General features: G+C 63.3%; 12 protein-coding genes. 4 read left to right on the top strand and 8 right to left on the bottom strand.

What is annotated here, in order from left to right:
- Positions 1 to 66: 66 nt before the first annotated feature.
- From yghU to EI983_RS02240, 7 genes are all read right to left on the bottom strand, one after another.
- The gene (gene yghU / locus EI983_RS02270; RefSeq protein ID WP_157705670.1) at positions 67 to 915 is read right to left on the bottom strand and encodes a glutathione-dependent disulfide-bond oxidoreductase; all 849 of its coding nucleotides are present in this window, start codon (positions 913 to 915) and stop codon (positions 67 to 69) included.
- Between the two features lie 494 nt (positions 916 to 1409).
- A complete protein-coding gene (gene cysK, locus EI983_RS02265) occupies positions 1410 to 2480 on the bottom strand; it encodes a cysteine synthase A (RefSeq protein WP_157705669.1) in 1071 nt (356 codons plus the stop codon).
- A gap of 170 nt (positions 2481 to 2650) precedes the next feature.
- On the bottom strand, positions 2651 to 3352 hold the full coding sequence (locus EI983_RS02260) for an NYN domain-containing protein (RefSeq protein ID WP_157705668.1): 702 nt from the start codon (positions 3350 to 3352) through the stop codon (positions 2651 to 2653).
- 58 nt (positions 3353 to 3410) lie between these two features.
- A complete protein-coding gene (gene speB, locus EI983_RS02255; RefSeq protein ID WP_157705667.1) occupies positions 3411 to 4379 on the bottom strand; it encodes an agmatinase in 969 nt (322 codons plus the stop codon).
- On the bottom strand, positions 4376 to 5260 hold the full coding sequence (locus EI983_RS02250) for a C40 family peptidase (protein WP_157705666.1): 885 nt from the start codon (positions 5258 to 5260) through the stop codon (positions 4376 to 4378). Before EI983_RS02250 ends, speB begins: the two co-directional genes overlap by 4 nt.
- Positions 5257 to 6633 (bottom strand): leucyl aminopeptidase family protein, encoded by a 1377-nt coding sequence (locus EI983_RS02245; RefSeq protein ID WP_157705665.1) that lies wholly within the window; start codon positions 6631 to 6633, stop codon positions 5257 to 5259. Before EI983_RS02245 ends, EI983_RS02250 begins: the two co-directional genes overlap by 4 nt.
- Before the next feature lie 66 nt (positions 6634 to 6699).
- Positions 6700 to 7044 (bottom strand): hypothetical protein, encoded by a 345-nt coding sequence (locus EI983_RS02240; protein WP_246162244.1) that lies wholly within the window; start codon positions 7042 to 7044, stop codon positions 6700 to 6702.
- 200 nt (positions 7045 to 7244) lie between these two features.
- Here EI983_RS02240 and EI983_RS02235 point away from each other — a divergent pair, with 200 nt between their 5' ends.
- The 3 genes from EI983_RS02235 to EI983_RS02225 all read left to right on the top strand — a co-directional run bounded on the left by EI983_RS02235 (position 7245) and on the right by EI983_RS02225 (position 9315).
- Complete coding sequence (locus tag EI983_RS02235) at positions 7245 to 7895, top strand: carbonic anhydrase (RefSeq protein WP_157705663.1); 651 nt, start codon at positions 7245 to 7247, stop codon at positions 7893 to 7895.
- A 115-nt stretch (positions 7896 to 8010) separates the two neighbouring features.
- Positions 8011 to 9000 (top strand): sodium-dependent bicarbonate transport family permease, encoded by a 990-nt coding sequence (locus EI983_RS02230; RefSeq protein WP_157705662.1) that lies wholly within the window; start codon positions 8011 to 8013, stop codon positions 8998 to 9000.
- A gap of 3 nt (positions 9001 to 9003) precedes the next feature.
- Positions 9004 to 9315 carry a P-II family nitrogen regulator gene (locus tag EI983_RS02225; RefSeq protein ID WP_157705661.1) on the top strand — a complete coding sequence of 104 codons (312 nt, stop codon included), beginning with the start codon at positions 9004 to 9006 and terminating at the stop codon, positions 9313 to 9315.
- Positions 9316 to 9420: 105 nt separating this feature from the next.
- Here EI983_RS02225 and EI983_RS02220 read toward each other — a convergent pair whose 3' ends face one another.
- Positions 9421 to 11067 (bottom strand): DUF4139 domain-containing protein, encoded by a 1647-nt coding sequence (locus tag EI983_RS02220; protein ID WP_246162243.1) that lies wholly within the window; start codon positions 11065 to 11067, stop codon positions 9421 to 9423.
- A gap of 121 nt (positions 11068 to 11188) precedes the next feature.
- On the opposite strand from EI983_RS02220, the gene EI983_RS02215 reads away from it, so the two are divergent.
- Complete coding sequence (locus EI983_RS02215) at positions 11189 to 11668, top strand: relaxase family protein (protein ID WP_157705660.1); 480 nt, start codon at positions 11189 to 11191, stop codon at positions 11666 to 11668.
- The last annotated feature ends 5 nt before the right edge of the window (positions 11669 to 11673 follow it).

Here is an 11673-nt window from a genome sequence, read left to right as displayed (position 1 = left end):
TGCCGCAAAAGGCGTAGGGTGGGGGTTTACCTCACCTTCCGGACCATGGTGGGGTGAAACCCCGCCCTACACGATGCCGTCGAAGTCGGAGGCTGCGTGGCGTTCGGGCAGCATGGTCTCCGTATCGGTCGATTTGCGGTTCACGATACGGCCGCGCTTCACGCCCGGGCGCGCGTCGATCTTTTGGGCCCAGGCGTTCACATGCTCATACTCCTGCGTGCTCAGGAACGTGGCCGCGTCGCCATAGGCCCGGCCCAGCACGAGATTGCCATACCAGGGCCAGATCGCCATGTCGGCGATGGAATAGTCATCGCCCGCGATGAACGGCCGCTTGGCCAGTTGCCGGTCAAGCACATCGAGCTGACGCTTGGTTTCCATCGCATAGCGGTTGATCGGATATTCGTATTTCTCGGGCGCGTAGACATAGAAATGCCCGAAGCCGCCGCCCAGGAAGGGGGCGCTGCCCATCTGCCACATCAGCCAGTTCATCACCTCGGTGCGCCCCGGGCCGCTGGCGGGCAGGAACGCGCCGAATTTCTCGGCCAGGTGGACCAGGATCGAGCCGCTTTCAAACACCCGCAGGGGGGTATCGCCCGAGCGGTCTACCAGGGCGGGGATTTTCGAGTTGGGATTCGCCTCGACAAAGCCCGAGCCAAACTGGTCGCCCTCGCCGATGTCGATATACCACGCGTCATACTCTGCCGCGTGACCGGCCTCCAGAAGCTCCTCGAAGAGGATCGTGACCTTCTGCCCGTTGGGAGTGCCCAGAGAATAGAGCTGGAACGGGTGGTCGCCCACCGGCAGCTCCTTGTCATGGGTGGGCCCGGCAATGGGCCGGTTGGTCGAGGCGAAGGCCCCGCCATTGTCCTTGTCCCAGGTCCAGACTTTCGGGGGGGTATAGGTTGGATCGCTCATCGGCGTGGTCCTTTCTGAAAAGCTCTTCAACAGGTAACGACCCGGCCCGCAGTTGCAAGTGCGCAGATGCACAGACGCCTGTGCCTGCCTGTGTGTTCGTGGGAAAAACTCTGGAGAGGGTTGCGTGGGTTTTGTGGATGGCTGCTTTGCGGACGAAGCCGCCGTTCGGTTTTCCGGGCCCTGAGCCGCGTATGGCCGACGCGCGCGGGGGCGATCCAACCGATATTCAGGGCACTTTATCCCTGCCACATCCGAACGAATTGCGAGTGATGCGCCAAGCTGAACCCAATCGCCGCCGCGTGGGGGCGCGTCGGCGATGCGCGGCGGGCTTCGCCCTTGATTCCGCGCAATGCGTACACATCACGTGTCCGCAAAGGGCTCTTTCCAGCCCCTCCCCAACCGCGCATCAGGAGTGGTCATCTACGCGCTTGGGCACAGTTCGGATCACCACCAAACAGCAACGCGACGCGAAACAGAGTTTCATCGGCCAAAACTCAGCCGAGCTGGTAGCCCGGTGTAGAGGCGGAAATGGCCTTTTCCTCGTCGTTCATGCCTTCTTCGATCCCCTCGAAAAGCGGAGTGGACAAATACCGCTCACCAGTGTCGGGCAGCATGCAGAGGATAACCGTGCCCGGCTCGGCCTTCCTGGCGATCTCGAGAGAGACGGCAAAGGTGGAACCGCCCGAGACGCCGGTGAAAATGCCCTCCTTCGCCGCAAGGTCACGCGCGCATTTGATGCCGTCAGGGCCCGAGACGGGGATCAGCTCGTCATAATAGCCGCCGTCGATCGCCTCTTGCAGAACATGCGGGATGAAATCGGGGGTCCAGCCCTGAATCGGGTGCGGCTCGAACGCCGGGTGGCTGGCCGCGGGCTGATGTGCGTCGTTGCGCTCTTGCGGGGTGCCGCTGCTGACGATGGCGGCATTGGCGGGTTCCGAGAGGATGATCTTGGTCTCGGGGCGTTCACGGCGCAACACCCGGCCAATGCCTGACACGGTGCCGCCGGTGCCATAGCCCGTAACCACGTAATCAAGCCGCGAGCCTTCGAAATCGGCCACGATCTCGCGCGCGGTGGTCGCCTCGTGGATATCGGCATTCGCCTCGGTTTCGAACTGGCTGGCAAGGAACCAGCCATTGGCCTCTGCCAGCTCCACCGCCTTGCGGTACATGCCAAAGCCCTTTTCGGCCTTAGGGGTGAGCACGACCTTCGCGCCCAGCATCCGCATCAGGCGGCGGCGTTCGATGGAGAAGGTCTCGACCATGGTGATGACCAGCGGATAACCCTTCTGCGCACAGACCATGGCAAGGCCGATGCCGGTGTTCCCGCTTGTGGCCTCGACCACGGTTTGCCCGGGCTTGAGCCGCCCGTCGCGTTCAGCTGCTTCGATGATGCTGATCGCCAGCCGGTCCTTGACTGAGGCACCGGGATTGAACGCCTCGGCCTTGACGTAAAGCTCCACGCCGTCGGGGGCGAGGTTGTTCACCCGGATGGTGGGCGTGTCGCCGATCGTTTCGAGAACGCTGTCATACCGTTTGCCGCGGCCATTGGTGGTGCGAGTAGCCATGTGGGGCCTCCCAAGGTGAGTGTGACGTTGCGGGGGAACGTAATCAGGAAGCGGCGCGAGGAAAAGGTGTGTTCCGCTTTTGCGGCTCTACTGACCGGGAAACGGGATGGTTTTCCATCTCGCACCAGAAATCTGGAACAGTGTTCGCCGCCCACCCGGGTCGCGCGGGCTCAATCCACCCGGCGCACCATGAGCTGATTGCCCTCGCGGCGGGTCTCCAGCACCTTGATCTCGGTCACGAGCTCCGACAGTTTCTTCTTGCCATAGGTGCGGGTGTCGAAGTCGGGATTGGCGGTGGTGACCTGCTGACCAAGACGGCCCAACGCATACCATTCGCTGTCCTGGTCGATGCTGTCCATGGCGCGCAAAAGCAGGTCGCGCGCCTCGGTCAGGTTCGCTTTCTGCGGCTTGCCGGTGGCTTCGTCTTTCGGGGTGTCCCCGAGGTTTTCCAGATAGATGAACCGCTTGCACGCCTTGCGGAAGGCCTCGGGCGTTTTGCGCGCACCGATGCCGAACACATCCAGACCCTGCTCGCGGATGCGGCTGGCAAGACGCGTGAAATCACTGTCGGAACTGACCAGCACGAAACCGTCGAACCGGCCCGAATGCATCAGATCCATCGCGTCGATCACAAGGGCGATGTCGGAGGCGTTCTTGCCCACCGTGTTGGCGGGCTGGTGATGCGGGACGAGGCCAAACTCGGCCTGCACCTTGCTCCAGCCGCTCATCTGTTGCGACGAGAAATCGCCATAACAGCGGCGCACGCTCGCCTCGCCCATCCCGGCGATCTCGTCAAAGAGCGGTCCGGCATGTTTGGGCGAGGTGTTATCGGCGTCGATCAGAACGGCAAGAAGCGGCGTGTCATTGGCCAAGATGGCCTCCTGTTCTTTGTATCAGTCGTAGGGTGCGTGATCTCACGCACCTTCCCGGTCAGTCGCTGCGCGCCACCTGTCCGGCCATCACGCAGAGAAGTTCGTACATGATCGACACCCCCAGGAAGGCGGTGCCGCCCGACGGGTCGAAGGGCGGCGAAACCTCGACCATATCGGCGCCGACGATCTTCACCCCTTCCAATTCGCGGCAGACCTGCAGCGCCTGATAGGAGTTGGGCCCGCCCACCTCGGGCGTGCCGGTGCCGGGGGCGAAGGTTGGGTCGACGAAGTCGATATCATAGCTGATGTAAGTGTCGCCCTGCCCGACGATCTCGCGGGCCTCGGCCATCACGTCCTCGACGCCGCGGGCGTGGAACTCTTCGACCAGGATCAGGCGAATACCGTTGGCGGCGGCAAAATCGCGGTCCTCGGTGTCATACATCGTGCCACGCAGGCCGATCTGCACGACGCGCTTGGGGTCCAGAAGCCCCTCCTCCACCGCGCGGCGGAAGGGGGTGCCGTGGGTGTACATCGTCCCACCAAAATAGCTGTGAAAGAGGTCCGTATGGCTGTCGAAATGGATCATGCCGACCGGATCCTTCTTGGCCACCGCGCGCAGCACGGGCAGCGAGGTGAGGTGATCGCCGCCCGCCGTGAGCGGCAGGATACCTGCTGAGATAACGCGGTTGTAAAAGCTGGTGATCCGCTCCATCGAGTCGAGGATATCCGCGGGGTTCGGGCCAACATCACCCAGATCAGCGCAATTTGCGGCCTCGAAGGGGCGCATCCCCGAAACGGCATGTTGCGCGCGCATCATGGTCGACGCATCCCGCAGCTGGCGCGGCCCGTGGCGCGGGCCGGGGCGGTTGGTGGTGCCTGAATCCCAGGGCACCCCAATGAGGCCGATCTGAACATCGCTCAGCCGCTCATGCTCCAGCGGCACATGCGGCAGGCGCATGAAGGTCGGCACACCGGCAAAGCGCGGCAGGTCGAAGCCCGAGACGGGGTGAAAGAATGGATCGCTCATGTGGGTCCTCCCAGACGTTTGCGCGCGGTCACGGGGCCGTCGCCCTGTGCCTCGATTCGTTTGACCGCATCTTGGAGCGGTTCATAGGCCACCGCCATATGAAAGGCGTTGGCATGGATCAGCGTGTCGGGGTCCGCAACCCAGGCGACATGGCCTTTCCAGAAGAGCAGATCGCCGCGTTCAAGGGGGGCATCTTCGGGCAGGTGGTGGCCCAGCTCGGCCTCCTGCATGTCGCTGTCACCGGGGCATGGCATACCGCAGGCGAGGCAGGCCGCCTGCACCAAACCCGAGCAGTCGATGCCGAAGGATGAATTGCCGCCCCAGAGATACGGGGTGCCAAGAAACTTGTCAGCAACGCCAACCGGATCCGGAAATTTGACCGGCAGGGGGGCCAGATGCACAGACGGCACATAAAACAGATGCCCTTGCGGGCGCTTGTCCGAGCGGTGCAGAACCACCTCGGACCAGCCATCGTTTTCATCCGTCACCACAAGCCGAGCCCCGAATGGCAGGTGAAAGCTCCGAGAGGTGGATTTCAGACCGGGCGTGAATTTTCTGTAGCTTCGCGGCGCAATCACCATATGCGTCAGCGGCTCTGGCACTGCCAAAGCATGGCTGCCCACATATCCGACATATCCGTCCTTTTCGGCAAATCCGAAAGCGCAGCGTTCATCCTCTTCCAGCACGACAAACCGATCGCCCATGATCAACTCGCGATCACGCGCCGCGTCAGGATTTGAAACGTGATGACTGAAGATCGGCAGTGTTGCGACACCGACCTGACGCTCTTCGCCTTTGACAAAACAATCGGATTCGATCTGGCCTTTCAGGCTTTCATGCGCGACGTGCTCGTTGGCGCGAAGCCGCCGACGGTCTGTCATTTCAGCACCTCAGGCAGTGCCGCCAAAAGCGCCCGCGCGCCCATGCCGACGCCGCCTCTGGGGCGGGCGGGCTTGGCGTCGGGTGACCAGCCGTAAATGTCGAAATGCATGTACCGCGTGTCACCGGCGAAGCGGCGCAGGAAAAGCGCGGCGGTGATGGACCCGGCAAAGCCGCCTTTGGGCGCGTTGTCGAGATCGGCGATGCCCGGCTCGATCATCGCCTCATATGGGGCGTAAAACGGCAGGCGCCAGACCGGGTCGGCCACTTGTGCCGCGGCCGTCTCCAACGCGCTCACGAGGGCGGGATCGTCGGCGTAATAGGGCGCGAGGTCCGGGCCGACGGCCACACGTGCCGCCCCGGTCAGGGTGGCCATGGAGATCATCAGGTCAGGCGCGTCCTCAGCCCCCAGCGCCAGCGCATCGGCCAGAACGAGGCGGCCCTCGGCATCGGTGTTGTTGATCTCGACGGTGAGGCCATTGCGCGCGGTGAGGATGTCACCGGGGCGGAAGGCGTCAGAGCTGACGGAGTTCTCCACCGCCGGGATCAACACGCGCAGTTGCACCTCCAGCCCCAGCGCCATGATCATATGCGCAAGGCCCAGCACGGTGGCGGCGCCGCCCATATCCTTTTTCATCAGGCCCATAGAGGCACCGGGTTTCAAATTCAGCCCGCCGGTATCGAAACACACCCCCTTGCCCACCAAAGTGAGTTTGGGCCCCGCATCACCCCAGCGCAGGTCAATGAGCCGGGGGGCCTGGGCAGACGCGCGGCCAACGGTGTGGATCATCGGGAAATTCTGCTTCAGAAGGTCCTCGCCACGGATCACCTCGATGGTGGCGCCGTGGCTTTGGGCCAGATCGGCGCAGGCGGCTTCGAGGTCGACCGGTCCCATGTCGGAGGCAGGCGTGTTGATCAGATCGCGGGTCAGCGCCTCTCCGGCGGCGATGACCTCCAGCCGGGCGGCATCGACACCTTCGGGCGCGATGAGCCGCGCCTCGGGCGGTTTCTGATCCTTGTAGCGGTCGAAGGCGTAGCCGGTCAGCAGCCAGCCCAGAGCCTCCACCTCAGCCTGATCGGCGGGCAGACCGTGCAGACGGTAGGTGCCTTTCGGCAGGCCGGGCACTGCGCCGGCAACATGGAAACGGCCCCGCGCGCGCCGGGCCGCATCGCCATAGCCGACAAGGGCCATGGAGACAGCCCCATCGGCATCGGGGATGGCAAGCGCGCTGCCAAGGGCGGCGGTAAAGCCTGTGGCCTGCACCCAGGATGTCACCGGTGCGGGTTGATCCGCAAGCCAGTCCTCAAGCGCGTCCTGTGCGATGACGTGAAGCGGAATGGCGTCGGCCGTGTTATCGGCGAATTTCAGGGACATGGGGGCGGGCCTCGATACAAATGTGTCGCGCCAGAGCCTAGCCGCCCCAGCACCGCCCGCAACCCCTCAAATCGTGAGGTCCTGCAAATCCCAGATCTCCGACAGGGAGCATTCGCCCACCCGCAAGAGCCGCGAGAGCGTGGCCGAAAGCGCCGTGCCGTCGCCATGGTCGATGCAGCGGGTGACGTCCTGCGCCACATTGGCCAGCATCTGCATCCCGATCTGCTCGGCTATGGCAATCAGCGAGCGGGCCGATTTGCGCATGTCGTCGAACCTGAGCTCGCGGTAGCACCGCTCGGTATGCGACAGGCGCGCGGCCAGCTCCTCCAGCGCGCGGCAGACCACATCTTCGGCACTGGCCTCGCCCAATAGCAAAAACAGCTCTTCGAGACGGTTTGAATCGAGTTTCACCGCCTCACGCTGTTCCAATAATGTTACCTGTTCCACGCTCTCACCCTACGACTCACCCGAATTGATCCCGGTCCCGTGACCCGCGCGCAGACTAGGTTCGTACCTCTTCCCAAATCCTTGCGGCGCGGCAATTTTATCTCTCGAAATTTCAGCGAATTGGGATTATCAAATGGATCGCCCCCAACGGATGAGGTCAGAACATGCAAAGGGTCCGCCCCCTCCCCGGTTATCTGATCCAGCGCTATCAAGGCTGGAAAGCAACGCGCTACAAAGACAATCAGGCCTGGTATCGCCACCTTGCCCATGAAGGCCAGCATCCGCGCGCGATGGTGATCTGCTGCTGTGACAGCCGGGTGCATGTGACCGCGATTTTCGGGGCGGATCAGGGCGAGTTCTTCCTGCATCGCAACATTGCCAACCTGGTGCCGCCGTTTGAACCGGACGGGGCGCAGCACGGGACTTCGGCGGCGGTGGAATATGCGGTGACCTCGCTCAAGGTGGCGCATGTGATCGTGCTGGGACATTCCAATTGCGGCGGCGTGAAGGGCTGCGAGGATATGTGCGACGGGAAGGCGCCGGAGTTGGAGGATTCGTCGAGCTTCGTCGGGCGCTGGATGGATATTCTGCGCCCTGGCTATGAGCGGGTGAAAGATATCAAAGACCCTGAGACCCGCACCCGTGCGCTGGAAAAACAGGCGGTGATCGTGTCGCTGGAAAACCTGATGTCCTTCCCGTTCGTGCGCGATGCGATTGCCGAGGGCAACCTGTCGGTGCACGGGCTCTGGCATGACATCGGCGAGGGCGAGGTGGAGCATTACAGCGCAGAGGCGGACGACTTCGTACCCATCTAGGCGCGTGGAGGGCTTCTGTGAGCGGATTTTCCGGGCCTGAGGCGTATCTGCCCTTTTCCGCAAAGCGGCGCCCCAGTACATACAGGGGCAAACGCGACAAGGGACAGATCAGATAATGACCGATATTTTTGCGCTTGCCGCAGACAATCTGCTTTCGCCGATCGTGCTTTCATTTGCGCTGGGGCTGGCTGCGTCGCTGGCGCGATCGGACCTGTCGGTGCCGGAGGCGGCGGCGAAGGCGCTGTCGATCTACCTGCTGTTCGCCATCGGTTTCAAAGGCGGGGTCAGCGTGGCCGATCATGGCGTGGACCTCACGCTGGGCACGACCCTTCTGGCCGGTGTGGCCCTGTCGGCGCTGTTACCGATAGTGGCGTTTGCCCTGCTGAGGATGTTGTCGGGCATGGACCGGCTCAACGCGGCCGCCGTGGCGGGCCATTACGGCTCGATCTCGATTGTGACCTTTGTCGCCGCCACCTCGGTGCTGGAAAGCCGGGGGCTGAGCGCGGAGGGCTATATGGTGGCCGTGGCCGCCGCGATGGAGGCACCCGCGATCCTGTCGGCGCTCTGGCTGATCACGCGCGGGGAGAAATCCGAAAATGGCGAGGGCCGGATGGATGCGGGGCTCTGGCGGGAAATCCTGCTGAATGGCTCGATCGTTCTGCTGGTGGGGTCCTTCTTCATCGGCTGGGCAACAGGGCCGGAGGGGCTTGAGGAAATCTCAAGCTTTATCGTCGCGCCGTTCAAGGGCGTGCTGTGCCTGTTCCTGCTGGATATGGGCCTGGTCGCGGGGCGCGGAATGCGCGAGGGGCGCAAGGCGCTCAATGTGGGCAGTATCGGCTTTGGCCTGCTGATGCCGGTGGTTGGCTCGCTGTTCGGGCTGGGTTTTGCCCTGTTGCTGGGCCTGTCCACGGGCGGTGCAGCCCTGCTGATGGTGCTGGCGGCGTCGGCCAGCTATATCGCCGTGCCCGCCGCGATGCGCGTGGCCCTGCCCGAGGCCAACCCGTCGATCTACCTGACGCTGTCGCTGGGCGTGACCTTCCCTTTCAACCTGACCATTGGCATCCCGCTCTATCTGGCGATTGCCACTGCTGTGACCGGAGGCTGAGACATGCAGACCCATGATGCAAAACGGGTGGAAATCACCATCGAAGCGGTGATGCAATCGCGCCTGACGGATGCGTTGGAAAAGGCAGGCGTCACCGGCTATACCGTCCTGCCGGTGCTGGGCGGCTCGGGCCGGTCGGGCGCGTGGAGCCGGGCCGGACAGGTGAGCCGGGGCACGGGCATGGTGCAGGTCGTGTGCATCATCCGCGCCGAGCGGCTGGACGATCTGCTTGATGCCGCCTTTGCCGTGGTCAAACGGCATATCGGCGTGGTCAGCATCACCGATTGCCAGGTGCTGCGGGCAGAGCGGTTCTGAGGGTTTGGGTGGGATAAACCCCACTCTACGGTCGGGAAAGGACCGGGCACGAATTGAGGTTATCCGCGCCCGCTGACGGGGTGTTGGGAGCAGAGGTCGGACCGCTCAGCGCAGGGCCTGGCCTTCGGGCCATTCCATCTGATGCGAGAGGGTGACGGTCGAGGTCTCATCCGCGCCCACGTAGAGCTCCCATTCCATTACGCCGCGTTTGCCGTCGATATCCTGTTCGTCGGGCATCGGGTCGGCCGACCAGGTGATCTCGAGATCCTCCTGTTCGGAATAGGGCACGCGGTCGATAAGGTCGACATCCCAGCCCGTGCCGGTCAGGTTCTCGATCTCGATGCGCACCTCCTCGACCTGTTCGGTAGAGCGGCTGAGCATGCCGCGATCGCCCTCGTTGCGGTTCAGCACAGTGCGGGTGAGGCGCAGCCCGTCGATCGGACCGAAGGCGATATCGGCATCGGCCCCGGCGGGGATCATCTCAAGATGGCTTTGCCCCATGAACCGCCCGTCGAGATAGAAATTGGCAAGGTGTGTAGGCAGGATCAGCTCATTCATATCGTTGGTGAGTTCGGCGGTGAGATAGGCCACATCCTCATTGAGCGGCACGGCGCGGGCCTTGATCTCGACATCCGTCTCGAGCGTGTCGAGAGCGAGGCGCAGGTAATCGGCGCCGGAGGCCAGCGATACGGGCTGCGGATAGGTGTAGGTGACCGCGAGACCGTCAAAATCGGCCGACATAGCCGCCTCAACAGCAGGAGCGATGTATGGTTCTTCCATCGCGCCGCCAACTGCCCCGAGCATGGCGTCGGTTTCCGCCACGGCCCGCGCTCGGGCGCGGGCTTCTTCCTCGGGATCATAGATCCTGCGAAGATGCGGGCCGACCTCCCAGGGCGCGATACGTTCAGTCGGCCGGACGGTGGAGAGGGTGAGGGCCACATTGATCCAGTTCTCCCCCGTTCCCTGCGCCACGAAAGCACCGCGCTCGAAGGTCAGCACCTCATCGGCGCGGTCCAGCTTGAGGTCATAGACCGGCAACCAAAGGGAGTCGTAGGTGTTGTAGGTGATCACCAGTCTGCCGCTTGTCGGTTCCGGCGATGTAATCGTTACCGCCAGCAGGGCGCGTTCCTCGTCTTCGGGCACGAGGGCGCGCAGGGCCTGGCGGGCCTGTTCCAGCTCTTCCTCGATGTCTTTCAGGTCGCGCGCCGCGAGATCGGCGCGCCTCTCGGCCTCATGCGCCGTTTGCAGAGCGGTCAGGGTCTCCTCTCCGATCATGCCCAGCAGATCGCGCAGCGCGGCGGTATCGAGCGCGGCCACGCCTTCGCCCTCGCCCAGTTGCCGCAGGAAGGCAGCGCGCGCGCGCGCGGCATCGGCCTCAAGCCGGATGGCCTGTATATCGGCCTGTGCTTGCGACAGCCTGATTTCCTGGCGGTCCACTTCGGCCTCTGCGGCCTCAATGGCGGCGCCGGGCCCGTCGGTACGCGGCGGCACGTAATCCTCGCGCAGGGTCAGGCTGCCCATGGTGGCCCCCTCTACTGCGACACGAATGCTTTCCAGCGGGGTGCTTTCGGGCAGATCGGTCAGGATCAGCCGATGTTCGCCCGCCGGAGCGTCGAACGCCGCCTCACGCGTGATGGTCGCGCCTTCGGGGTAAAGCGTGGCCGCGCTAACCATGCTGGAAACAGGAATATCCCCGGCAAAGAGGGCGACGGGGCTGGTGAGGGTCAGGCAAAGGGCGAAGAAACGCATCATGGGGCAAACTCCTTTTGGGAATAAGACGCAGTGTCGGCCGGGTTTCTTGGCGGGTGCAAGACATTTTCTTGGGAATGTCCGGATTCACGCTTTGGTAACCTTGATCTGCTGAGGTTGCGGCATGGAACGGATGCAATTGAAACTCAGCGTCGAGATGCTCCACGCGGCCGCGGCGATTGCGCGTGAGAGGGATGTGACCCTTGGACAAATGGTACGCGATCTGCTGGCGCGGGAAATTTCGCGCCACCACAATGCGAGGCCGCCTGTCAGGGCGGACGAGCAGCTCATCGCGCCCTTACGTGCGCGCCTCGCAAGCGATCTGGCGTTGAGCCAGGATTGGGGCGACCTGGATCAACGGTTGAAGGCAAAAGGCTATGTCCTGCGCGCCGCAGGTGGAGGATTGGCCCTACACCGATGGCCACAGGACACGCGGCTTTGCAAGGCATCCGAACTGGGGTTCAGCTATTCGCGTCTCATGCGCCGATTTGCAGCCCCCTTTCCCGGTCAAGCGCATACCTGGCTAGAGGAAAAATTCCTTTCGTCCAAAACGAAAGGCGCGCCCGAAGACGCGCCTGACCTTCAGGTCATCGACCAAGTTTAAACCAA

It is taken from the genome of Roseovarius faecimaris (assembly GCF_009762325.1).
GTDB lineage: Bacteria > Pseudomonadota > Alphaproteobacteria > Rhodobacterales > Rhodobacteraceae > Roseovarius > Roseovarius faecimaris.
This window is presented reverse-complemented; position numbering and strand designations above follow the sequence as displayed.

Coding starts and splice junctions, on each gene's coding strand:
- EI983_RS02225 (WP_157705661.1), top strand. CDS start 9,004: ATGCAGACCCATGATGCAAAACGGGTGGAAATCACCATCGAAGCGGTG.
- EI983_RS02245 (WP_157705665.1), bottom strand. CDS start 6,633: ATGTCCCTGAAATTCGCCGATAACACGGCCGACGCCATTCCGCTTCAC.
- EI983_RS02220 (WP_246162243.1), bottom strand. CDS start 11,067: ATGATGCGTTTCTTCGCCCTTTGCCTGACCCTCACCAGCCCCGTCGCC.
- EI983_RS02250 (WP_157705666.1), bottom strand. CDS start 5,260: ATGACAGACCGTCGGCGGCTTCGCGCCAACGAGCACGTCGCGCATGAA.
- cysK (WP_157705669.1), bottom strand. CDS start 2,480: ATGGCTACTCGCACCACCAATGGCCGCGGCAAACGGTATGACAGCGTT.
- yghU (WP_157705670.1), bottom strand. CDS start 915: ATGAGCGATCCAACCTATACCCCCCCGAAAGTCTGGACCTGGGACAAG.
- EI983_RS02235 (WP_157705663.1), top strand. CDS start 7,245: ATGCAAAGGGTCCGCCCCCTCCCCGGTTATCTGATCCAGCGCTATCAA.
- EI983_RS02215 (WP_157705660.1), top strand. CDS start 11,189: ATGGAACGGATGCAATTGAAACTCAGCGTCGAGATGCTCCACGCGGCC.
- speB (WP_157705667.1), bottom strand. CDS start 4,379: ATGAGCGATCCATTCTTTCACCCCGTCTCGGGCTTCGACCTGCCGCGC.
- EI983_RS02230 (WP_157705662.1), top strand. CDS start 8,011: ATGACCGATATTTTTGCGCTTGCCGCAGACAATCTGCTTTCGCCGATC.